The organism is Hyphomicrobium methylovorum, from assembly GCF_013626205.1.
Taxonomy (GTDB): Bacteria; Pseudomonadota; Alphaproteobacteria; order Rhizobiales; family Hyphomicrobiaceae; genus Hyphomicrobium_B; species Hyphomicrobium_B methylovorum.
The window spans coordinates 716241-739946 of the sequence record NZ_QHJE01000001.1 but is presented as its reverse complement, the minus strand read 5'-3'; the positions used below and the strand labels follow the sequence as shown (position 1 = coordinate 739946).

General features: G+C 57.8%; 14 protein-coding genes. 8 read left to right on the top strand and 6 right to left on the bottom strand.

Translation table 11 applies throughout. From position 1 onward, the window contains the following. The first annotated feature begins 616 nt into the window (after positions 1-616). From DLM45_RS03775 to DLM45_RS03760, 4 genes are all read left to right on the top strand, one after another. A complete protein-coding gene (locus DLM45_RS03775) occupies positions 617-1894 on the top strand; it encodes a hypothetical protein (RefSeq protein WP_181335653.1) in 1278 nt (425 codons plus the stop codon). Positions 1895-1987: 93 nt separating this feature from the next. Further along, positions 1988-4276 carry a hypothetical protein gene (locus DLM45_RS03770; RefSeq protein WP_181335652.1) on the top strand — a complete coding sequence of 763 codons (2289 nt, stop codon included), beginning with the start codon at positions 1988-1990 and terminating at the stop codon, positions 4274-4276. A 40-nt stretch (positions 4277-4316) separates the two neighbouring features. Continuing rightward, on the top strand, positions 4317-6218 hold the full coding sequence (locus DLM45_RS03765; RefSeq protein ID WP_181335651.1) for a type I secretion system permease/ATPase: 1902 nt from the start codon (positions 4317-4319) through the stop codon (positions 6216-6218). 45 nt (positions 6219-6263) lie between these two features. Beyond that, on the top strand, positions 6264-7628 hold the full coding sequence (locus tag DLM45_RS03760; RefSeq protein ID WP_246317143.1) for an HlyD family type I secretion periplasmic adaptor subunit: 1365 nt from the start codon (positions 6264-6266) through the stop codon (positions 7626-7628). A 91-nt stretch (positions 7629-7719) separates the two neighbouring features. On the opposite strand, the gene DLM45_RS03755 is transcribed toward DLM45_RS03760, so the two are convergent. Next, positions 7720-8418 carry a helix-turn-helix domain-containing protein gene (locus DLM45_RS03755; protein WP_181335650.1) on the bottom strand — a complete coding sequence of 233 codons (699 nt, stop codon included), beginning with the start codon at positions 8416-8418 and terminating at the stop codon, positions 7720-7722. Between the two features lie 228 nt (positions 8419-8646). Next, the gene (locus DLM45_RS03750; RefSeq protein WP_181335649.1) at positions 8647-8904 is read right to left on the bottom strand and encodes a hypothetical protein; all 258 of its coding nucleotides are present in this window, start codon (positions 8902-8904) and stop codon (positions 8647-8649) included. Positions 8905-9106: 202 nt separating this feature from the next. Between DLM45_RS03750 and DLM45_RS03745 the strand changes: the two genes are divergently transcribed. Further along, entirely contained in the window at positions 9107-11221 is a 2115-nt protein-coding gene (locus DLM45_RS03745; RefSeq protein WP_343062335.1) for a CHASE2 domain-containing protein, read from the top strand. A 12-nt stretch (positions 11222-11233) separates the two neighbouring features. Here DLM45_RS03745 and DLM45_RS03740 read toward each other — a convergent pair whose 3' ends face one another. The 3 genes from DLM45_RS03740 to DLM45_RS03730 all read right to left on the bottom strand — a co-directional run bounded on the left by DLM45_RS03740 (position 11234) and on the right by DLM45_RS03730 (position 16849). Next, entirely contained in the window at positions 11234-12196 is a 963-nt protein-coding gene (locus tag DLM45_RS03740) for a FecR family protein (protein ID WP_246317141.1), read from the bottom strand. A gap of 356 nt (positions 12197-12552) precedes the next feature. Beyond that, positions 12553-13326 carry a ferredoxin--NADP reductase gene (locus DLM45_RS03735; protein ID WP_181335647.1) on the bottom strand — a complete coding sequence of 258 codons (774 nt, stop codon included), beginning with the start codon at positions 13324-13326 and terminating at the stop codon, positions 12553-12555. A gap of 289 nt (positions 13327-13615) precedes the next feature. Continuing rightward, positions 13616-16849 (bottom strand): autotransporter family protein, encoded by a 3234-nt coding sequence (locus DLM45_RS03730; protein ID WP_181335646.1) that lies wholly within the window; start codon positions 16847-16849, stop codon positions 13616-13618. 666 nt (positions 16850-17515) lie between these two features. On the opposite strand from DLM45_RS03730, the gene DLM45_RS03725 reads away from it, so the two are divergent. The 3 genes from DLM45_RS03725 to DLM45_RS03715 are packed head-to-tail and all read left to right on the top strand — an operon-like array spanning position 17516 to position 22275. Further along, complete coding sequence (locus DLM45_RS03725) at positions 17516-20071, top strand: TonB-dependent siderophore receptor (RefSeq protein WP_181335645.1); 2556 nt, start codon at positions 17516-17518, stop codon at positions 20069-20071. Positions 20072-20125: 54 nt separating this feature from the next. Beyond that, a complete protein-coding gene (locus DLM45_RS03720) occupies positions 20126-20725 on the top strand; it encodes a hypothetical protein (protein ID WP_181335644.1) in 600 nt (199 codons plus the stop codon). After that, complete coding sequence (locus DLM45_RS03715; protein WP_181335643.1) at positions 20722-22275, top strand: PepSY-associated TM helix domain-containing protein; 1554 nt, start codon at positions 20722-20724, stop codon at positions 22273-22275. The genes DLM45_RS03720 and DLM45_RS03715 overlap by 4 nt, the downstream gene beginning before the upstream one ends. On the opposite strand, the gene DLM45_RS03710 is transcribed toward DLM45_RS03715, so the two are convergent. Beyond that, a complete protein-coding gene (locus DLM45_RS03710) occupies positions 22268-23629 on the bottom strand; it encodes an ATP-binding protein (protein WP_181335642.1) in 1362 nt (453 codons plus the stop codon). The two genes, DLM45_RS03715 and DLM45_RS03710, sit on opposite strands and share 8 nt — an antisense overlap. Between the last annotated feature and the right edge of the window lie 77 nt (positions 23630-23706).

Sequence of the window (23706 nt, the reverse complement as noted above, 5' to 3'; positions counted from 1 at the left end):
GTTTCTGTTTGTGCTTGCGGTTGAACGCTGAAGCCGCTGCGCACCCAATTAAATAAAATATCGATCGCTATTTCTTTTTCGGAATTGATTCTGAAGAGGAAAAATACGGCGTCTCATTTTGATATAAAAAGTAAATAATAAATAAGATCCATTCCTTCCATTTTTTTCGATCGTTTAAGGGGGATATGAACGAATGGAGGGTATGCTTTCGTCCTATTAGACCAAAATACCAAGTCAAGAAATTTTAAAAAATAATTGAATTTGAACGACTTGTTCACGACCCCACTGTCGTTTCAGACAGCTTCGCGATTTCACTAAATAGGGCAGTGTAATTTGAGATGAGCAAAAGAAATGGCCGGAAACCCATTCAGGTCCTCAATGCTCGAATTACGCGAGGAAGCCGAATATGAGCCAAACGATATCTGTGTGGGATTGCGCGCCACATGACTGTCCACCGCCATGTGAACCTCCCCCGCCTTGCGAGCCGCCACCGTGCGAACCTCCTCCGCCTTGCGAGCCTCCCCCGTGTGAGCCTCCGCCACCGCCGGAGCCGCCTTGCCCGCCAGACGATTGCTCGCCGCCTCCCACTCATTGCCCACCGGAGCCCTGTGAACCAATGAACAAGACAACCAACAACTACTATTCCTACGATAGCCACAACGTGACGACGACCACGACCAACAACATCACGACTATCGATAGTCACAACACGACCTCGACGACGACGATCAACAACTATTCCGTCAGCGATAGCCATGACACGACGACGAACGTCTCGCTGATCGACGGCGGTGTTCTCAACAATCTGTTGTCCGGCAACAACCTGCTGAACCTCAGCAATATCCTGAGCGGCAACACGATCGGCGACGTCCTGAGCAACAACAGTGTCCTGAGCCCCACGCTAAACGTTGGCGACGTGAACGTCGGCATCTCCGATCTGGTGCACGATGTTCTGAACCCAAGCGTCCTGAACAATTTGGACGTCGGCGGCGTGCTGAACAACCTGGATGTTGGCGGCATTCTCAATCCAGAAATCACCACCGGACTGCTCAACGGAGCAACAACGACGATCGGCGATATTCTTTCCCCGTCGGTCGGTAATGTGCTCTCCGGAGTCGACGTGTCGAACCTGCTCAATGTCACGGACGTTGCGAACGTTCTTCCGGTCGTGGGTGACGTGCTCAACAACGTCGACGTAGCGGATGTTTCCCATCTGACGGCGACGGTTGGCGACATTCTGCCGATCGGCTCGGAGGTCCTGAGCAACATTGGCAACGGCAACCTGACAGACATCAATATCCCGGTCGTATCCGATGTCCTGAGCGGCAACGTCACCAACATTGCCCCCGTCGTTACGGATCTTGTCGGTCACGTCGCTGACGGAAACTTGTCGAACATCGACGTTCTGTCGAATATCGCAGCTCCCGTGACGGGTGTTGTTGGTAACGTCTTGAGCGGCGACGTCACGACCGGCGTTGCACCTGTCATCGGCGATATCCTGAGCCACATCGCTGACGGCAATCTTGGCGGCGGTCTCGGTAACATCACCGACGTCGGCGGCATTGCAAACGGCTCGATCGGCGATGTCGTGGCGAACATCGCTTCGTTCGATCTGCACGATCTCTCCTCGGTCGCGAACATCTCCGACATCGGCCACAACCTGACGGCCGACATCATCGGAAACGTGGCATCGCATCTCGGCGGATCGGATCTGACTGCAAACCTCGTCAACAGCCTCGGATCGGTTGATCTTTCGGATGTTGGCGCGGTCCTTAACAGCCACACGGTGAGCGATCTGGTCGCGACCAATCTCGACCTCGATCACCTCACGAGCAATCTCAATCTGTTCGATATCGGCAACATCACAAGCCTGCTCGATACGCATCACTCGTAACTGCCAAAACCGGCCGCTCATTTGAGCGGCCGGTTTTTTACCCGAACCATCACGTTCCATCAGAATTTTCGAGCGGCATTAGAGGACGGTCAAATGTCATTCCAATTCGGTAGCTCAGTATTCGGAACTTCGAAGAAGTCGGAAACGATCGATGCGAAGGATCAGCAGGCCCCTGATAGACAGCGCGGCATGTGGAACTTTCTGACGTGGTCGTTCTTCTTGGCCAATTTCCTTGTTGCGACCGAGATTGCGGGACAGTCGGCCCAAGCAGCAACCGTCGATGGCGACGGTAATTCTAATCAGCCGTCCGGCGACGGCGCGAGCGCGTCCCTAGGCAATCGAGCGCCAATCGATCACGTAAGCCTGGAATCGACTCCGCTCGATATGGGTAGCAACGCCGCCCAGACAAAAGTTGTGATGGCGCCCATCGACACGATGACCGCTAAGATCCCGGACCTGGTGCCGGTTCAAACGATTTCAGGAGGCCTTCAGTCCGCTGGAGGCGGCCACGGCGGATCTTCAATCTCCATAAGCGAGTTCGGTACGGTCAATAATTTCTTTTCCATCGACAGCCACGACACGACAAACAACATCACAAACAATTTTCTCAATTTAGACAGCCACAATAACACGACGACGATCATCACCAACGTAATCCATATCGTCGATCATACGGTCGTAGAGCCGGTGCTCAACACCGTGACCGATGTCGTTTCGACGGTCGGCGATACAGTTGGTAATGTCGTTGGAACGGTGACTGATACGGTCGGCACGACAGTCGGAACCGTCGTGAACGTTGTCGACGCGGTTGTCGACGTTGTCCCGGACTTGGTTTCGACAGTCGGCGATACGGTTGGCAATGTCGTTGGAACGGTAACGGATACGGTCGGCACGACCGTCGGCACCGTGGTGAACGTCGTCGACGCGGTTGTCGACGTTGTTCCGGACCTGGTTTCGACAGTCGGCGATACGGTCGGCAACGTCGTCGGAACGGTGACCGATACGGTCGGCACGACCGTCGGCACCGTGGTGAACGTCGTCGACGCGGTCGTCGATGTTGTGCCGGACCTGGTTTCGACTGTTGGCGATACGGTTGGCAATGTCGTTGGAACAGTGACCGATACGGTCGGCACGACGGTCGGAACCGTTGTGAACGTTGTCGACGCGGTCGTCGACGTTGTTCCGGACGTCGTTTCAACTGTTGGCGATACGGTCGAGCACGTTGTCGGCGCAGTGACGGATACCGTCGGCGGAACGGCTGCTGGCGCTCTTGGCGCGGTTGACGCTGTTGCAGGCGTCGTTGCTGATCTCCTTCCCGGAGCTGGCGACGCCGTCGCTGACGTCGTTAGCGCCGTGACCGGAACGGCCGGCGCGACCGTCGATACAGTGTTGGACGTTGCCAATAGTGCAACGACCGTTGTGACGGACGTCGTCTCTGACGTTGGCAGTACAGTTCACGACGTTGCCTCGACAGCAACAGATACGGTCGTCGCGACCGTCGATACGGTGCTGGACGTTGCCAATAGTGCAACGACCGTTGTGACCGACGTCGTCTCTGACGTTGGCAACACGGTTCACGACGTTGCGTCGACCGCTACGGATACGGTCGTCGCGACCGTCGATACGGTGCTGGACGTTGCCAATAGTGCAACGACCGTTGCGACGGACGTCGTCTCTGATGTTGGCAACACGGTACACGACGTCGCTTCAACAGCAACGGATGCAGTTGTTGCGACCGTCGATACGGTGCTGGACGTTGCCAATAGTGCAACGACCGTCGCAACCGACGTCGTCTCTGACGTTGGCAACACGGTTCACGACGTTGCCTCGACCGCAACGGATACGGTCGCCACGGCAGCCGATACCGTTCTGGATGTTGCGAGCGCCGCAACAAGCACCGCGACGGATCTCGTATCCGGCGCCGCCCATGCCGTAGGAGACGTCGCATCTTCTAGTGTGGTGGCTGATATTGTTGGGGCTCCGGTAGACGCCGTCTCCTCGGTCGTATCCGCTGCATCGAACCTCGGCGGTGGTGCCACAGACCTTCTGTCTACTGCGCTGAACGGCATCGGCATATCGTCGTCTGGCTCGATTTCATTTGACGGCGATGGAGCTTCTGCTTCGCACGACGTTGCCGCAGGCAGCGATGGCTACACACCATTCAATCTTGCGATCAGCGACAGCACGATCGGCAGCATCGTGCCGATCTCGGTCGATACGGGCGGTATTACCACGATCCTCGCAAACGCCATTGGTATCGGATCAGGAACGCCAAGCAACACGACGCAAGACACGCACGACGATGCGCCCGCCCACCAGACAGACCTCCATCTGCCTGTGCTCGACAATCTGCACTCACACCTTCACTCGCTGTTCGGTTGAGTGCTGACATTCGAGTGAACCAGGGGCGAGGTGCGGGCAAATGAATAACATTCTATTCGCAAAGTCATTGCGCGACGAAGAGGATAACGGCGGAAGCGTTCGCGCTTCCGTAGCGCCCGGCGCAAATTCGAGCGCCGTCGAAGATCTCGGCAATCAGCAGCAGCCGCACGCAGCTCTCCGTCGCCTTTCCGGAATTCGGCAGGCTATGGCAGGCAGCGCGTCTGCGGCGATGCCTGAAACTCATTCCTCGCAAGAGGAACGCTCCGTCGATCCAATGGCGCAATGGCGTTCGACGGCCCGGCGCACCTTTGCGTTGGTCGCGCTCTTCTCTATCTTCGTCAACGTTCTGATGTTGACGATGCCGATCTATCTCTTCCAGATCTCAGATCGCGTTCTGACCAGTCGCAGTTTCGATACTCTGCTGATGCTCTCCGGGCTGGCGGTCGGTCTTCTCGCAACCCTTTCGATTCTTGATATTCTGCGCCGTCAGGTTCTCGGCCGCCTTGCTGCATCGATGGAAGTCATTCTCGGCGGACCCATCCTCGCGAGCATCGTGATGTCGGCGCCGACAGGTGAAGGCGGCAACGTGCAGTCGTTGCGGGCACTGCATCAGGTGCGCAGCTTCCTCTCCAGCCCAACGATGCTGCTGTTGTTCGATGCGCCGCTCGCGCCGTTCTATTTCGGTGTCATTTTTCTTATTCATCCGCAGCTCGGAGCGATCGTTCTCGGCGCTGGCGTGATCCTGTTCTGCATCGCGCTCATCAACCAGACGGCGACGGCGGGTCCCCTGAGCCAGGCCGGATCCTTCTCATCGAAAGCTGATGCACACGCCGACTCCCTCGCGCGCAACGCCCAGGTAATCAACGCCATGGGCATGCTCAACGAAAGCATCCTGCATTGGGGGCGTGAGCAGGCAAATGCCCTTTCGTCTCAGATCAATGCTCACGAAAGAAATTTTTGGATCAGTGGTGCTTCCAAATTCGTGCGCCTGATTACGCAGATCGTGCTCCTTGGCTGGGGCGCACATCTTGCACTCAATGGAACTCTGACAGGCGGAATGATGATCGCCGCATCCATCATCGGTGGACGCGCGTTGCAACCGCTCGAAGGTATGATCGAAGGCTGGCGCACGCTCATCCAGACGCGGGCATCCTACGCGCGCGTCCGGCAAGCTATGGAAGGCTTGAGCAAGGAAAAATCCAAACTCCGTCTGCCAAAGCCAACAGGAAAACTTAGCGTTGAGCGGCTGCTCTATATTCCGCAGGGAACGCGCGAGCCGGTGCTCAATGGTTTGAGTTTCGAACTGAAGGCGGGCGAGTCGCTCGCGATTGTCGGACCTTCAGGTTCCGGAAAATCGACGCTCGCACGTGTTCTGGTCGGCTGCCTCTTTCCGACTGCAGGCAAGGTGCGCCTCGACGGCACCGAGCTCCGCAACTGGGATCGCCGTCAGTTCGGTGAGTTTACCGGCTACCTGCCGCAAGAAATCGAGCTGTTTCCGGGTTCGATCAAAGAGAACATCTGCCGCCTGCGCACGGATCTGCCGGACAAGGATATCTATGACGCTGCAGCTGTTGCAGGCGTTCACGAGATGGTTTGCCAGTTGAACGCGGGCTACGAAACGGTTCTCGACCGGAATGGCGCGCCGCTGTCCGGAGGTCAAAAACAACGCATCGCGCTTGCGCGCGCGTTCTTTGGAAATCCGTCGCTCATCGTTCTCGACGAGCCGAATTCGAACCTCGACTCTTCGGGCGAGCAGGCGCTGGCCGACAGTATGAAGAAAGCCAAAGAGCGCGGAGTTACGATCGTTCTGATCACGCAGCGTCCGGCACTCCTGAACTCTGTCGACAAAGTTCTCATTTTGCGGGGCGGCCGCATGGAAGGCTTCGGAGCTCCGCGTGACGTACTGCATCGCCTCGTGCGTCAGGCGGCCGCACAGACGTGACGGGTTGGAAATAGGTCTGAGGGACGAGCGTTACAGAACAGGGGAATGAAAATGCTTCTTGGCTGTCCGGGAATTGACCAGTGGCACACGTCGGTGCCGAGAAGTTCGCGCGTGCCAAGCCTGTTAGGTCTCGGCGTCGTCGCAGTCTGTGGATTGGGATTTGGCGCTTGGGCAACAACTGCGCCGCTAGATGGCGCGGTCGTAACGTCAGGCACGTTCGTTGCGGCCGGACAGAACAAGCAGATCCAGCATCTCGAAGGCGGTATCGTCAGCAAAGTCGAAGTTGGCGAAGGGCAGCTCGTTGACGCCGGTCAAACGCTGGTTCGTCTCGATCCCACCACGTCCGTCGCAAGGCTGCGTATGCTGATGGTCCGAAAATATCGTCTCATCACCGCTCAGGCCCGATTGGAGTCAGAGCTGGCGGGCCGCGCGAGCTTCGAGCTTCCAACCACGGCGGATATTGATATCAACGACCCCGAAGTGAAAATGATCGTTGCGCGTCAGCGTCTGGAACTTGACGCGCGTAAAAAGAAGATTGAGGCGGAAGAGGCGGTTCTGCGCAAGGAAATCGCGGGCCTGAACGAAAACATCAACGGCTATCAGGCGCAGATCACCGCAACCCAACAGCGTCTCGATATCTTTCGCGAAGAGCTGAAAGCCAAGACCGACTTGCTGTCGCGAGACTTGATCCGTCGAACGGAAGTATATGCCGTACAGCGTGATGAAGCGGCGCTGACTGGCGAGATGGGAAGTCTTGTCGGACGTGTCGCCGATAGCCGCCAGCAGATCGCGCGCGCAGAGCAGCAGATTGCGTCTATTCATTCCACGTCGATGCAAAAGTCGGTGGAGGAACTACGTCAGACCGAGTCGGATCTCGATGACGTGACAGAGCAGATACGGTCGGCAAAAGACATTGTCGAGCGAACCAATGTAACGGCTCCGGTGCGTGGCATCGTGGTCAAGCTCAATCAGCATACGCGTGGCGGCGTCGTTTCCGCAGGCGGTACGATACTGGAGCTTCTTCCGGTCAACGATGAGCTTGTGATCGAGGCGCGCATCAGCCCAAATCAGGTCGTGCATGTGAAGAACGGACAGGCTGCTGTCGTCCGGCTTTCCGCGCTCAACCAGCGTGTCACGCCGATGATCGATGGCGAAGTCAGCTATGTTTCGGCCGATACCATTTCCGATCGCCCGCAGATGCGGACAGAAACGCCGGAGCAATCCGATCGCGGTTCGTTCATCGTTCGCGTCAAGCTCGACGAAAAGGACGTGCGGGCGAAAGTGGCAAACTTCAAACCGACACCCGGCATGCCAGCTGATCTCTACATCAAAACCGGCGAACGGACGTTCTTTGACTACATCATGGAGCCGGTGACGGACAGCTTCTCGAAGGCATTCCGCGAGAAATAGGAAAGCAGGCGGCCGGGTATGAAAGCCCGGCCGCCATTGCCATGCGCGAATAAACGCACAGCCCAACTGAAAAATCTGAGTTGATTGCGATTTAGATGGCGATCAGACGCTGCGCAACGACCTGAGCAACGGCCTGCGTCGTCGTCGTGCAGTTGAGCTTTTCGCGCGCGGAATTGAGGTGAAAGCGAACCGTTCGCTCGCTGATGCCCAGTATAACGCTCGCTTCCCAAGCGGACTTCCCCGCTGCGATCCAACGCAGGCAATCCAGTTCGCGCGCAGAGACGACCAACGCTTCTGATGTATCGATCCCGTTGCGGCGCAGAATGTGACTGTGAAAGTACGTGCCGAGAATTTTGAGCTCGGCGGTCTGCGGTTCCTCAAACGTATCGTACTCGGTATCGCCTTCATTGCGGGAAAAGCCGATCAGCGCAGTTTCCGAACGCCTCGGATCGAGCTCAAGCGCCGAGATCGAAGAACGATGTGCATTCAACTGTTCATCGGTAAGCGCCGTCGACGGCGAGGCGGGAGTTCGAGCTGCCTTTACGAAAGGAATATGGTCGAGACGCTGAACGGGGATTGGCTTGGTGGTGATCGCCTGGCTCGCCATTTCGCCTGTAAATGCGCAATGCACGAATGAGCCGGCGGAACCTCTGGGAATATTGATGCTGAGATATGCGATATCGCTGAGATTATAGATCGATTTGGCGGCCGACAAAAAGGCAACGCCCTTGTCGCGCGTGACGACAAGAGATCTATCGTCAATCAGCTCGGCCAGTACACCCTGCAACATACGGAGAGCTCGCGCTTTTCAATATATCCTCATGTTGCGCCAATCAGAAAAATACTCGGTAAATGTGGGGCCGAAAATTGAATCCAATAGGCAGGCGAGTGCGCAAAAAGAGCTGTTAATGCAGGCATTAATGATAGTGGTTGAGGTCAGGCATAGGGCGCCTGTCGGATCCGCCAATGGCGAGAAAGCGGCGAGGCTGTTACCTTCCAACCCATGATATGGGAACCTTCATATACCCGCCTGTCGGACCTGCTGGCCAACGCAAGTGTAAAGCAGCACTTGCAAGTTGGAACCGGCGACTGCAAAGGCAATGAGATGCGAAAGCTCGTTCGAGAACTGCTTCGCGCCGTCGAGGACATGAGCCTCAGAGAACGTGAAATCCTGTTGAGCGATCTGAACCGCTGGATCTTGGCTGGCCGCCGCCGCCAATTCCAAATCGTCCGCTCTGGTGGCAATCTGAGTATCCGCCTCTCGCGCAATCATCACGCGTAATACCGAATAGGGCACTATGCCGAGCGGCTTGCTCCGTGCAACAATCCGCTGAGGTGCCAAAGCTGTCGTTTCAAGTGACCGGCACCGGAACGAGACGAAGCCTTCCCTGATTGAGCCGATCCGAGTGCACCTCCGCTGGCCTCTCCGTATCCTCATCGCATGCGGCGTGCTCGCTGGATGCGTTGCATTGCGCATTGTGGATCCCGAACCGGTCGCGCGACTTCGCCTTTCGGTGTTCGATAGCTATCTTCGAATGTCCCCCCGCACGCCCGACCCGGAGTTCCCGGTGCGCGTCGTCGCGATCGACGAGACGTCGCTGGCGAACATCGGGCAATGGCCGTGGCCCAGAACGAAACTGGCGGAACTCGTTTCCCGTTTGAGCGAGTGGGGCGCGAAGTCCGTCACGTTCGACCTCGTTCTCGCCGAGCCTGATCGTCTCTCGCCGCAAGAACTCGCGCACGCTCTTGGAACCGAGCGCATCCCGACTGATATGGTCGCGCAGATTGCCAGATTGCCGTCGAATGACGCGCAATTGGCGCAAGCACTGTCGAAAGCGCCCTCCATCGTCAGCATAGTTGGAGATCGGTCCGGCGCGCGAACGCTCGAAGCTTATCGCGGCGGCATTTCCTTTGCGGGAGATAACCCGGCCGAATTCGTACCCGCATTTCCGGCCGGAATCTCGAGTCTTCCCGAATTGGTCGCCGCAGCCAAAGGGGTCGGCGCGGTAAACTGGCTGCCATCGCAAGATCAGATCGTTCGGCGCATTCCGCTCCTGATTTCGATAGCCGGAAAAATCTATCCATCGGTGAGCCTCGAGGCGATGCGCATCGGGACGGGTCAGTCGACAATTTTCGTCAAGTCATCGGGCGGGAGCGGCGTCGCGTCATTCGGCCAGCGAACAGGCGTCGAGAGCATTCGCGTCGGCGAACGGATTATTCCGACGGATGCTCAAGGCGAATTGTGGTTGAAGTTCGCGCCTACCAATCCACTCCGCACGATTTCAGCGAGCCGCATTCTGGATGGAACGCAAGATGCCTCCGACATTCGCGGACGTCATATTTTTATCGGCGCGACCGCTGCTGGGTTGCTCGATCTGCGGGCCAGCCCACTTGATCCCTCAATTCCGGGCGTCGAGGTTCACGCGCAGGCCTTGGAGCAAATGCTCTCGGGAGAGCATCTTGTGCGCCCGGCTTACGCAACGGGAGCCGAGCTTACGTTTCTTGTCATTCTCGGTGCAGCCGTGATCGCTTTGATGGCGACGAGCGGCGCGATCACCGCAGCGGTCGTCGGTGCGATCGCGGTCGCAGCAAGTTGCGCTGCATCCTGGTTTGCATATGCCCGCTACGGGCTGTTGCTCGATCCCGTTTACCCAGCCCTATCTGTCGCGTTGCTGTATATCGCGACGTCGTTGCCGAAATTCATCCAAACCGAAATCGAACGCGCGCACATTCGCGCAGCTTTCAGTCATTACGTAGCGCCGCCCGTCGTTGCCGAAATTGCTCGCGACTATGATGCGTTAAAGCTCGGCGGAGAGAAGCGGATCGTGACGTTGCTATTCGCCGACGTGCGTGGTTTCTCGGCCATTTCGGAGAATCTGGATGCAGAGTCTCTGGTGCAATTCATCAATCGTTTGTTCACGCCCATCGCCGAGACAATTCTCGCGAACCGCGGCACGATCGATAAGTTCATGGGCGACGCCGTCATGGCGTTCTGGAACGCGCCGCTGCCAGACGAAGCGCATGTCGAGAATGCGTGCCGCGCCGCTCTTCGTATCGCCGAGGATCTTATGCAGAGAAATGCCGAACATGATTTGCTCGGACGCTCGGACGGCGAAGCACAACGACCCGTTCGCATGGGCATTGGACTGAACACGGGAGAGTGCGTCGTCGGCAATGTCGGTTCGCCGGAGCGCTTTGATTATTCCGTGCTGGGAGACGCCGTGAATATGGCAGCGCGCTTCGAGGAAGCCACCAAGACGTTTGGTGCGGGCATCATTGCAGGCGAGAGAACGATGGCAGGTGCGCCGAATTTCGCATGGCTTGAACTCGGCTCCGTTACACCACGGGGGAAGATGCGACCGGAGCGGATTTTCGCACTCGCCGGAGATGAGAATTACGCAGCCTCGGAAGCGTTCGCAAATTTGCGCTCGGCGCACGCGCGCTTGCGTTCGGCGGAGATCGAGCCGGCGGACTACGCGAGTGCTCTCGCAGAATGCCGCGCGTTAGCGCCGCATGTTGTGGCGGCGTACTACTCCGAGCGCCACGACAGAACATCGAAAACACCCGTCGCAGTCGAGTCGGCGAAATCATAATTTCGCGGGTGCTTAGCGACCCATTCGCCCGCCAGCGGGTCCCATGTTTCCACCGCCGCCGCGCATGCCCCCGGGGCGAAACCCACCCATGCCGCCACCGCCGACGACGATGTCCATCCCGCGCGCGCCATTGCCCCAATCGTCATCATCGTTGCGCGGACGTTTGGCGGTTCTCGTCGGCTTCGACTTCTTTGCGTCCTTCTTTTTCTTCGGCACCGCATTTCGCGGAGCGCTATCCGGCTTGCGAATCTGGAAACGCGGATGCGGATTGAGGCAAGCCTTTTCCTGCGATGGCGGAAACGCGCCGTCCACAATCGATGCGCGCGTCAACAACGGCTTCGGATCGACCGATGGAGCATTGATGACAAATGGAAACGCCGTGTCGAACTGCACGGACGTATTGTCGGGAAGCTGAGACCAGTTGACGGGTTTGCTCACCGTGCCATCGCTGGCGATGTGAACGAGCTGTCCAGGCTGCTCCAGAACATGGCAGACATTGCGCTTGCCCGTTGCTTCCAAAGCGCCCTCGTGCAGCAACAGCCAAACGGATTTGTCCGGCAGAATGTAGACGTCGAATACGGTGCCGCGAACGGTGATCGAGGCGTTCGGCGTATTGATGACATAAGTTGGCTTGGCGGCAATGCCCGTGATGAAGCGGAACGCGCCCTTGGTCATATTGATGATGATCGAGCCGGTTTTCTTTTCGCTGTCGTAGACGAACTTATCGAGGACGAGACGCGAGCCCGGACCAAGTGCGAGCTTCGTGTCGTCGTCGAGCCGGAACTCGCCTTGGGCGTCCGTGTTCACCTCGATGACTTCGTCTTGGCGAACGTCGTCACCATTTGCGAGCTTGCGCTGCTTCTCGGCAAAATCCGCCATGACGATATTGGTGATGATGACAGCATCTCCAATGCGATCACCGGAGGCAGCCTGCGCACCGCCAACGTGGAGCGCCGGAAAGCCAACTGCGATCAAAGCAACACATCGAGCCAAGTTGGAAAACGCGCGTGACATTGCGGTGCCTTTGGGAAAAGCCCTCAAGAGGGGTGCACGGACCTTCGGAACATATCATGAGGCCGTAAAGCGGGATATTGCATCCGCATGCACCGGCACGCTGTTCCCGGGGGAACAAGCAGTCGGTTAACTGCCGCCCCGGATTGCTCGACTTGGTCTCGCAAGAAGCAAAAGGTGTTTAATAGCTAATTCGCTATAACGAACGCATAGGCAGTACGGATTTCGCAGAGAGCGGCGTCGAGGGGCTAACCCTCAAAAGTTACCCTGCCGATCAAACGGGACGCGCGAACAACCTTCCAGCTCGCGCGCGCCATTTCCTATTTCTCGACGAACGCCTTCTCGATCACGAAGTCGCCGGGCACGCCCGACGTGCCTTCGACAAATCCGTTCGCGAGGCAGTACTGCTTGATCTGGGACAGCATATCCGGGCTGCCGCAGATCATCACGCCATCCTGCTCGGCGGAAATATTCGCGAGGCCAAGATCGTTGAAGAGTGTGCCGGACGCCATCAGATCGGTGATCCGGCCGCGATTGCGAAATGGCTCGCGCGTGACGGTCGGATAATAGATCAGCTTCTCGCGGATGGCGTCGCCGATGAACTCGTCGCGCGGAAGCTCCTGCATGATCCGATCGCCGTATGCGAGTTCGGAAACAATCCGGCACCCGTGCACGAGAACAACTTTCTCAAACCGCTCGTAGGTTTCGGGATCGCGAATGATGCTCATGAACGGCGCAAGCCCAGTGCCCGTACCAAGCAGATAAAGATTCCGCCCCGGGCGAAGGTTCGCAACGATCAATGTCCCCGTGGGCTTCTTGCCGACGAGAATGCGATCACCTTCCTTGATATGCTGGAGGCGAGATGTCAGCGCTCCGTCGGGAACCTTAATGCTCAGAAATTCGAGGTGGTCGTCATAGTTAGCGCTCACCAGGCTATAGGCGCGCGTCAGCGGCCGGCCATCGATCTCGAGACCGATCATCACGAACTGACCATTCTCAAATTTGAGGCTCGGACTGCGCGTTGCAGTGAAGCTGAAGAGTGTGTCCGTCCAGTGCCTTACCGAAAGAACGGCTTCGTGCGAAAATGCTGACATCCACCTGCTCGTCTTGATCCCATGGGCCCGACGCCGGTCTTTATAAAGCGCTAAACGGTCCAGGCAAGATCACTTGCTGACGCGCTTGCTCATGGCTTCGGCCTCGATGACAGCGCGAATTCTTCAGCGATTCTATCGATTTCGCCCAACGGTTTAAAATGTGGCTGGCCATATCGAGCGACGTTCCAGCGACGTTTGCGACATGCCTGCGCCTCCGGGGCAACTCTAACGCAGAAGCGCGCCCGCATAGTCGTGCAGGCGCGCCGTTACGAGAAGGACGTTTCGTAAATCAGAAGCCCACGGTGAGCCGAGCAGAACCGATGTGGGCCAGATAGTCTTGGCGAACGTTCGCGTCGTAGTTGATTTCGAAGTTCATGCCCGGATTGATCTGGGCAATGAGCCCGGCACCGAGAGCCGCGGTGTCGCGACCAACGTCCGGTCCGGCCGCGGTAAAGGTGCCGCCGCCCGCAGCGAAAGCGGCCGAAACCGTCTGTGCGCTATCGAGGAACTCGTGCAGCCAAGCTGCTCGCCCTTCGATGACGGTGTCGTTCGCGATCGGAACGATGGCTTTGACGCCGAGAGCCGAGACGAGCGAGTCGTTGCTCTGGCTGTTGATCGCAAGACCCACGCCGCTACCGTTGTCGGTCTCGGTGTAGCCGTCCTGATCGAGATTAGAGTAGGTCAACGATGCAATCGGCGTGAAGATCGTTCGAGCGAAGTGCATCGGCGCGCCGACTTCGAGCGAAGCGTTGAACTGTCGCCCATCATGATTGGCCCGGGCGACATCGTTCAGCGGTCCAACGTCAATGACCCGCTGGGTTTCGTAATCGTGCCACGTGAAACCTGTGCGGCCTGTCGCATACCAGCCAGCTCCGCGGAACGAGCCGTAAGCCTCGATCAGATAGCTGTCGATCGTGGTACGGTTTCCGAAGGTATCGCCTTCGCCGTCAATCGATGTGTTGGCATAGCCGCCCGCAACGCCCACCCGGAAGCCAGGTGAGATCCAGTTGTCATAGCCCGCGATGATGCCGTAGAGGCGGGCATCGTACCCATCGACGTTCTGACGTTCATTCTGATCCATTCCGGCGCCAAAGGCATGGCCCCAGAGCGCTGCGCTTCTTGGCGCAACGTATTCATCACCGCCGTCATCCTTGAGGCTGCCGCCAAGGTTCGAGCGGTTTGGATCTTGCGCAGGTTTCATCCCAAGACCCGACGGAGACGCGTATTGACCGTAGTTCCCCGTGCCGCCAACGGCCGCGAGACGCGTGTCGATATGCTGTCCAACGGCTGAGTTGAGTGTGATCGCCGCCTGCTGCGTGGCAAAGTTCGTTTCCGGCGCAAGCTGGTTGCCCGCTCTCGCGACGTCTGCATCATTCGAGAGTTGCTGTATCGCGCCGCCCAACGCATTCAACACGGGGCTGTCACCGCTTTGATTGATGAGCGCGTTGATGGTCGTTGCTCCCGGCGAGGACATGCCGTCGATTTGCGCCGCGTCCTTCACCTCAGACGAAAGCAATAGTTTGCCGCTGCCGGCCTTCGTAGCAGTCCAATCGACGAGCGCTGTATCTGTCGCTGAAACGGTGCCGCCCGTCACTGACGAGGCGACTTCGAACACATCGCCCGAATGCACGATCCATGCTGTTGTCGGGCTAATGCTCGTAGCGCTGCCGAGCGTCAGCGTTCCAGCTGAGAAGCTCAAGTGACCGAGGTTGGTAGAGGGCGTAACCGCCGATCCGCCGGGACCGTAGATCGTGGTAGCGATCGTCGCGTTGTTCTGGAGTGTAATGCCGCTGGCGTTGGTGCCCGTCACGTGTGCGTCGTTCAGGCCAAGCGACCGGAACTTCTGAATGCTGGCAATCGACATATCGTTGTGGAAGTTGACAGTGTTGTCGCCTGTTCCGTTCGTTGCGATGATGCTTCCTTTAAAGCCCGTGCCGTAAAGATCGATCGTGTTGACGCTATCGGCGAAATCCGTAATGCGGATCACAGCATTCTGTGCGCCGCCGGAGACCTCCGTGCCAAACTGCCCATAGTTGGAAAACGAGAACGTCCGCGCACCTTGGATCGTATAAGGAACCAGCGTGCCGAGCGCTGTGCAGGATGCGTTGGCAGAGCCGCCATAGGTCGATGCACAAACAGTCGTCGCGCTCTGGTTCACGGTAATAGTCTGAGTAATTTCACCGAAGTTTGTAACTTCGTGTGCTCCGGAACCGAGGTAGATATTGCCGTTGATTTTACCCCAGTTGTTGATCTCGCTGTTGCGGGTATTGGCGTTCGTAGGAGTCAACTGACCACTCGTGTTGGTCTGAGCAAAGCCTCCGGCCCCAAGAGCATACGCAGTCAGCGGGTTCGCATCGACGGCCAGAACGTCACCTTTGATGACGCCTGAGGAATAGTTGTTCACTGTCAATTTCGATGCGCTTTCGATGGCTCCTTTTCCATCCACTACGAGTGGAATGGGATTATCCTCATCTGGGCTGTCGGGGTCGGCTGCAAACTGTGATCCGGCATAGCTGCCGATCGCGTAGTGTCCGGATGAAATGCTGTCGGATGCCACCCAGGAATTATTTTGAATGGTGCCTGCGTTGTTGATGATTGTCTGCGATGAGCGCCCGTAAATCGCAGATGTTCTCGCGCCCGTCACCTCGATAACGCCGGCAGACTTCGAGCCGGACGCGGCGGCATTGTTGACGGTCAACAGACCTGGAGTGTCGTCGGTGTCGATAGCCGCAACGATGTTGGTACCTGACGAGGATCCAGTGCGTGTGCCCCTCAGGATGCCGCCCGCGTTATTATCTACCGTCATTCCGAGCTGCTGCTCGCCGAAATAGATCGCACGCGCAGTGCCATTTCCGTTGCGTGTGACTTCGATCAAACCGTTATTTATGATGTGGTTATTGTCGTAGTAGTTCTCGCCGGTCGGAACTGACGTATACACGCCGTAAATCGTCGCCGTGCCGGACGTCGTCATCGATATCGTGCCGTTGTTTACGACAGTGTTGTTCGATCCATCGAAGATGACGCCAAAGGTATTGGTGTTGCTCGCAACCGAATTGCTATTGTCGATACGACCGTTGTTTGTGACCGTAATTCCTGGACCGACGACGATATCGACCTCGTTTCCGTGGACGTCCTCGCCTTCCTTAGTCTTCGTAACGAAGGTCGGGGGCACGGCCGAGTCCTCGTCGAAATAAAAAATCTGGGGCAAGACGATGCCGCCGAGACGTGCAGTGCCACTCGTCGGCTGGCCCGTCGTCATATTGATGTTCGTTCCGGTCGAGCTGTTGACCTGGAGAAAGTCAGTTGCGTAGACCGTGGTGCCGCTATCGATAGTTACGGTTTTGGTCGACGAATTGGCGGCTATGCCGGGGGTGGTGCCCGCACCAGTGCACGTGACTGACGTCCCAGTCTGAGTGCAAGCAGCCATTGCCTGGTGTGACACGCCCATACTGAGCACAGCCACGAACGTTCCAAGTGCGATATGCGCCGGCGTCCGGCGAAATGGGTGCGTGAATGAAGTCATGACTCCCCCCGCTCCCGAATTGAGTTCGGGAGACTTTGTGGCCAAAGAATTCGAAGTCGGTCCCGCAGAAGTCAGCAGACATCATTCGGACACTGGGCGTGTCCGTCGAAGCTGCTCAAATTTCATGCGGGTTGAAACGTTAGATAAGTTCGGTATTCGGCGTTGTTCTGGAAAAACTCAGTATGTGACGTTATTTTCCTGTTCTGCTTATCTTGCCGGCGATCCAGCCATAGAGCGGTAAATGTATGGGCCGTTCTGGGAAGCATTGCTAATATCGCTGTCACATCTCCGATATGGGACTAATTCCTCGCGCGGACGAAAGCGGCAAATTCGTTTTTTCTGTTGCCGGATTAATACATCTCCCGTTTTGCGGACCTTGCTCGTGGTTTGCACACGCTCTTGTCCGCATCAAGCTTTCGACAGTTTCAAAGACCGCTCCGCGACGCATCACGCCCGACGAACTCGGCTTTCAAAATCCCGCGCGCGTAAAAGCTGCGGCGAAATTCCAAAACATTACATAATTAGTAGACAATAGTTAGGGTGTGTGCATCCTTAGCCACGCAGGAGGGTCACGCGTCCGTAGAGATGCTGTGACTCCGTCGGGACTGCGTGCCGAAGCGCGTGAGGAATTGGGCCGGGGGGCCAAACTAGGCAATGAAGAATGTGATGACTGTACGCAGCCGCTCTGGCCTGCGGGCAAAGACGGCTGCGGTTGCGATTATTCTGGCGTGTCCCGGCATTGCCAGCGCGCAGCAGCCCGACGGCGCTGACGCTTCGGCCGCAAGTGAAGCAGCACAAGATGTAGACAGTGCTGCGCAGCTTCCGCAGGTCGAGGTTGTTACGCAGACCAAGCCGAAGCCCGCGCCGAAAAAGCGTGCGAAGAAGCAAGCTCCGCAGGCCGTTGCGAGTGGATCGACAGCCGCTCCGACAGGCGTTGCGACGCCATACGCGGACGGCCCGCGCGCGCCGTCCGGTCCAGGTGCCGCTGCAATCGTCGACGGATACGCAGCAACGAATTCGACGTCCGGCACGAAAACCGACACACCTCTGCGGGAAACGCCGCAGTCTATCTCCGTTGCGGGCAAGGAGCAGATGCGCGACCAGGGCGTGCAAACGCTCGATCAGGCATTGCGCTATATGCCTGGCGTGCAGGCTGAGCCGTATGGCGTCGACAGCCGCGGCGACTTCGCCAGTATTCGCGGCACCCAGGCGGCATACTTTCTCGACGGAATGAAGGTTTCAAACGGCTACTCCGTAAGCACCGCGCCGATCGAGCCATATGGGTTGGAGCGTGTGGAAGCACTCCGCGGACCAGCCTCGATGCTCTATGGCCAGGCGCCGACAGGCGGCATCATCAACGCGGTGTCGAAGCTGCCGTTGGATGTGCCCTACAACGAGATCGGTATCCAATACGGCTCGTTCGACTTCAAGCAGACGCGCTTTGATTTCACCGGACCGATGACCACCGATGGCAAGTGGCTGTACCGCGTCGTTGGTCTCGCGCGCGACGCGGATACTCAGGTCGACTACGTGGGCAACGATCGCTTGTTCCTCGCTCCGTCGATCACCTATCGCCCGACGAACGACACGACCGTCACGGTCCTTGGTAATTTCCGAAAGGACAAAGGCGGCTCCACAGAGCAGTTCTTCCCGAACATCGGCACGCTAACGCCCAACGTCAACGGACAGCGCGTCCCAATCAACACCTTCGCTGGTGAGCCGGGGGACTACAACAATACGGAGCAGCAATCCGGAACGTTGTTGTTCGATCATCGCTTCAGCGATGCGCTGAAGTTCCACCAGTCGATGCGTTACGCGCACACGGCAAACGATACGGACTCGACGTACTCCGCGATCTTGTCACCTGCGCGCTTCGGGTATCTCAACAGTTTGTTCGCGATGATGAGCAGCCCGCCGTTCAATTTACCCATCGCTCCGCTGGACCCGTCGAATGCGCCGTTCCTGAATGCCGGGCAAAGCGAGATCGCACGCGCACGCACAAAGACGTCTCAAGATACGACTGTATTTAACTCGGATACGAACTTCGTTGCGCGATTCTCAACGGGCCCGTTCGAGCACAAGGTGCTCGGTGGCTTCGACTATATGCGCTATTCGCAGACCAGTGCTTCGGCAGGCCTGCTCGTCGACAACGTGTTGACCTCGTCGACGCAACCATTCTTTCCGATACAATCGGTCTTCGATATCTACGCGCCACAATACAACAGGCGGACGGTCTTCCTATCGACCACCGATCCACGCGTCTTCGTGCCCGCGAACGACATCAAGATGTATGATTTGGCGCCTAAGGTGCAGCAGCAGACAGGCATCTATGTGCAGGATCAGCTGAAGCTTGGCCAATGGCAAGCCATCCTTGGATTGCGGCAGGACTGGCTCTCGGCAGCTCAAACCGGCAACCCGACTGAGCACGAGGATGCACTGACCGGGCGCGCTGCGCTGATGTACAATTTCAAATCCGGTCTGTCGCCTTACGTCAGCTACGCAACGTCCTTCAGCGCGAACCCGGGTGTTCCGGTGGCGGACAATCTATACGCGTCGTTCCTCGATACGCGGCCCGCTCAGGCAAATAGGGGCGAGCAGGTCGAGGTGGGCTTCAAATACCAGCCGAATGGCGCGCCATTCCTCATCAATGCCGCGATCTACGAACTGACCGATCGCAATCGGATCGTGCAGCCGGACATCCTATTCCAGGCGGTTCAGGGCGCGGACGTAAAAGTGCGTGGCTTCGAAATCGAGGCTGCGGGTCAGCTCACCAGGGAAGTCAAGGTTATCGCCAGCTATAGCTATACGGATGCGAAGTACGAGAAGTATCCGGAGCTATTCCCGTTTCCATCCGGCATTTCTCAGTTGATGCAAGGTGAGAGAACGGAAGGCGATCCGAAGCATATGGCATCACTCTGGGGGATCTATAGCTTCCAGGACTCCTGGCTTCGCGGCCTCTCGTTCGGCGGCGGCGTTCGCTACACCGGCGAAACCGACAGCGTTGCACTCGACGTAGCCACATTTGAGAGGCTGTCAGTTAAGACGCCGGGCTTTACGCTCTTCGACGCCATGGTCGCCTATGAGAAAGACGATTGGCGTTGGGATTTGACGGTCCAGAACGTTGCCGACAAGTACACGGTGACAACGTGCACTGCCTCGCGCGGCGACTGCTTCCTGGGACAGGCGCGCACGATCATTACGGGCCTTACCTACAAGTTTTAGATCGGCGTCGGCTGCGATCTCGCCCGCCGGAAACACTAAGGAACGAGGATCCGTTTGCAGACGGTCGACGCGCTTACACAAAACGTGTCGACAGCGCTCGCGGGCACGATGTTGATCGCAGCGGGAATTTGGCTGCTGCGGCTGAACTGGCTGGCCCGACCAAATGGCTCGTGGCTGAGGGTTCTCAGCGGCTGGGCGCTCGTCATTGCTGGCTTCGTGTGCTTCGCTTTGCAATCGAGCGCAGAAGTCGGCATCGCCTATGGGCTTCTCGCGTTGGCGCTCGCCGCCTATGCGATCGTCGCGCTGACGATAGAACGGCGAGGCAATAAGCTTCGTTCTGCCAGCTCGTTGGCTGCGGCACTCGAACCTGAAGACCGCCCGACCAATTGGACGCGAGCCATCGCCAAAAGTTTGCTCTCGATCGTCCTCGCAGGTGTTGCCGCAATCGGGGTCGGCGTTGCCTTTGCGGTCGCCATGCCGTTCGGGGTGCACGACCGCGTCGTTATCGGCGGCATATTGGTGCCGGTGCTGTGGGGAGCGGGCATGGCGTGGACGCTCGCCGACGCGAAGATCCTTCGCGCGACCCTTTTGCTGCTCGCGATTTCCGCGACCGGCTATGCCATCGCTTTTCTACCGAAATTGCTACCCGCATGACTGAAGTCGCAAGCAACGAAAGATCATCCACACAAATGCGCCGAAAGCCGTTTCTTTCGCCCGCATTCGTCAAGGCTATGCTTGCTGGACACTCGGCATTGGGTCTGGCCTTCGCCGCGCTGATCTACATCGTCTGCATCACCGGCACTGTTTGCGTTTTCATGCATGAACTCAATCGCTGGGAGCAGCCCGACGGCCCGTTGATCCAAACGCCGTTATCGCTCGATGCTATCGGCGAAGCAGTCACCAGCGGCTACGCGCAAGCTGTGGCGGACAACGCGCACGACCATATCGACATCACCGGTCCATCTGCGCTCAATCCCCGCCTCGTCATTTCATACCAAGGCCACGAAGGCGGCGGGCGTGGTGAATGGCTCGCTGACGCAGACGGACACCTCGTTACACGGGTGGTGGCCCCGATGTCGGAATTCGTCGGCGCGCTTCACATGAATCTGCATTTGCCGCGCGTATGGGGGATGTTCCTTGTCGGACTGACGGGAGTTGCGTTGCTGTCGTCGCTGCTATCTGGTCTGCTCTCGCATCCGCGCTTGTTCAAGGATGCGTTCGCCTTTCGATGGGGTGGCTCGAAGCGGCTTCAGGAAGCAGACATTCACAATCGTCTCGGCGTATGGGGATTTCCGTTTCACTTCGTCGTGACGTTGGCGGGAGCGCTGCTCGGGCTTTCGACATTGATTGTCGGCGTGCTCGCGCTGGCGGCCTACGACGGAGATTCCGAAAAGGCATTCTCCGCTATTCTCGGGCCAAGGGCCGAGGAAGTGGAGGTGGCGGCACCGCTACCTGACATCAAGGCGATGATTGAAGCTGTGAAGAAAGAGCGCGGCGATGCCGTTTTCTTTTCAGCTAACTTTCAGCACCCCGGCCATCAGGGACAGATCGTGCATCTGGCAATGCGCACGCCCGGCCACCTTGCATTTGCCAACATCTATTATTTCGACGACGCCGGAAAATCGCTCGGCGACGGCGGCCTCGAAACAGGCGGCATCGGGCAGCAGATCCTCGGCGTGCTTCAGCCGCTGCATTTCGGTTGGTTCGGAGGCGCTGGCATCAAGTTCGTCTACGTGCTGCTCGGTCTTGCGTTGACTGTGATTACGCAAAGCGGTGTCGTTATTTGGTTGGCGCGACGTCGCGATAAAGGTCGCGCGGTTCCGGTTTGGGAGCGCATCTGGGCCGCCGTCGTATGGAGCCAGCCTGCAGCGCTCGCGCTGACGGCCATAACATCGCTCGCAACCGGTAAGAATTTTCTGCTTCCGGTCTATTGCATAGCTGTTGCTCTGAGTTTCGCCCTCGCGCTTTTGTTGAAGAATGCCGCGCCAGTGCGCGCTTGGCTGCAAGCCGCCGGCGCGATAACCAGCGCCGCGCTTATCGCGGCTTATGCGATCCGGTGGTGGGGCAGGGCAACCGATCCGGCAGCGATTTATGTCTCGCTTGCGATCTTGGCAATTGCGGTGCTCCTCGCGGTCGTCGCCTGGGGCACCTGGCGTAAGTTCGCCCGCGCGACGCGGGCAGAAGTGGTTCCTGGCGTCAGCTAACGGCCAGACTTGCTGGCAACGTCACGCTGAGGTCAGTGCCTTTGCCCTCGACAGACGCGAACGAAAACGATCCGGAAAGCGCACTGACGCGCTCGCGCATGGCCCTGAGACCGAACCCGTCCTGACTCGGTTCAGGCCGCCCGTGCCCATTGTCACGGACGGAAACCTCAACAACCCCTACGTTGTTCTGATCGCTTCCACCGGTCCCCAACGGCGGCTTCTCCCGCAAGAATACCCCGACCGAAATATGTTCTGCGCCAGAATGCCGAAACGCATTCGTCAGCCCTTCCTGAATGATGCGATAGACGGTCAGCCGAGTGGATTCATCCAGGAGGTCGAGCGTCCCTTCGAGATTGAGATCGATTTCAACGTCGCTCTTTCCGCGCCGCCACATCGCGACCATCGCCTGAATAGCGCCGCTGAGACCGAGTTCTGACAAACCGGGAGGAGTGAGCCGCTCAAGAACACGACGGTTCGTCTGTCTGAGCTGATCGACGTGACCGATGATCTGGCTGGTCAGGCGCTGAGACTTGGTGAGGTCGGGCTCGGGCTTCTCAAGTTCGCGTCCCAAAAGCGCGCCATCCGTCCGCATCGAAAAGAGATACGGTCCGAGCTCGTCGTGAAGTTCACGGGCAATGTCTCGCCGCTCCTGATCTTGAATGAGGATCATATGCGCCGTGAGACTGCGGTTCTCCTTCTGCGCGGTCTGCAGAGCGGCCGCGAGACCGTTGAGACTCCCGCAAATGCTTTTTAGTTCGGGCGGGCCTTCTTCCTTCACCCTGAAGTCAAAGTCACCAGCCTCCAGCCGACCCATTGCGTTCCGCAGCGCATGCACAGGCTTGAGAGATCGGTTGATGATCACCCACGTCAGAAGCAGCGTTACCGCCAGGATGATGACGCCCAATTGGAAGATGCGGGCGATAGCTTCCCAAAGCTCCTCAAGCTCGTCTCCGGGGCGCGGTAAAATCTCGATCGTGTCGATCACCTTCCCGCCGACTTCGACGGGAATGCTCAATGCCGTGAGAGGCTCGGATTTTTCCCACGGAATCCACGAGCCTTCTTCGACCTCTTCCGCGCCTTTTCCGGCATCTATCGGAGAGGACGCGAGCCGCACCGAAGCATGACGAAGGTTCCTGAGTTCTCCAACAAGTCGGTTCAGCGCTTCCTGAGGGTCTGCAGACTCTTTCAGCGCTTGCAGTGACGACTTAATCAGCGTTTCCGTTAGGAAAATCGTGCTTTCGTTCTCGGCTTCCGTTCTTGGCTTCGCATCGATCAGAATGAATCCGATCATGAAGAACAGGCCAAGCGCCATGAGAAGTGCAATGGCCAGATTGAGCCGCAACTGAATGGACATGGAAAACCGCCGCCTCGCTCAGGAAAAATTCTCGAAATTTCTGCGTTGAATTTCAGTCGTCGCCGGTTAGAACCAAA

What these genes read in the sequence shown, in the direction of transcription:
- DLM45_RS03725 (WP_181335645.1), top strand. Translation starts at nt 17,516, where the DNA reads ATGACTGTACGCAGCCGCTCTGGCCTGCGGGCAAAGACGGCTGCGGTT.
- DLM45_RS03770 (WP_181335652.1), top strand. Translation starts at nt 1,988, where the DNA reads ATGTCATTCCAATTCGGTAGCTCAGTATTCGGAACTTCGAAGAAGTCG.
- DLM45_RS03715 (WP_181335643.1), top strand. Translation starts at nt 20,722, where the DNA reads ATGACTGAAGTCGCAAGCAACGAAAGATCATCCACACAAATGCGCCGA.
- DLM45_RS03755 (WP_181335650.1), bottom strand. Translation starts at nt 8,418, where the DNA reads ATGTTGCAGGGTGTACTGGCCGAGCTGATTGACGATAGATCTCTTGTC.
- DLM45_RS03710 (WP_181335642.1), bottom strand. Translation starts at nt 23,629, where the DNA reads ATGTCCATTCAGTTGCGGCTCAATCTGGCCATTGCACTTCTCATGGCG.
- DLM45_RS03775 (WP_181335653.1), top strand. Translation starts at nt 617, where the DNA reads ATGAACAAGACAACCAACAACTACTATTCCTACGATAGCCACAACGTG.
- DLM45_RS03735 (WP_181335647.1), bottom strand. Translation starts at nt 13,326, where the DNA reads ATGTCAGCATTTTCGCACGAAGCCGTTCTTTCGGTAAGGCACTGGACG.
- DLM45_RS03760 (WP_246317143.1), top strand. Translation starts at nt 6,264, where the DNA reads ATGAAAATGCTTCTTGGCTGTCCGGGAATTGACCAGTGGCACACGTCG.
- DLM45_RS03730 (WP_181335646.1), bottom strand. Translation starts at nt 16,849, where the DNA reads ATGACTTCATTCACGCACCCATTTCGCCGGACGCCGGCGCATATCGCA.
- DLM45_RS03765 (WP_181335651.1), top strand. Translation starts at nt 4,317, where the DNA reads ATGAATAACATTCTATTCGCAAAGTCATTGCGCGACGAAGAGGATAAC.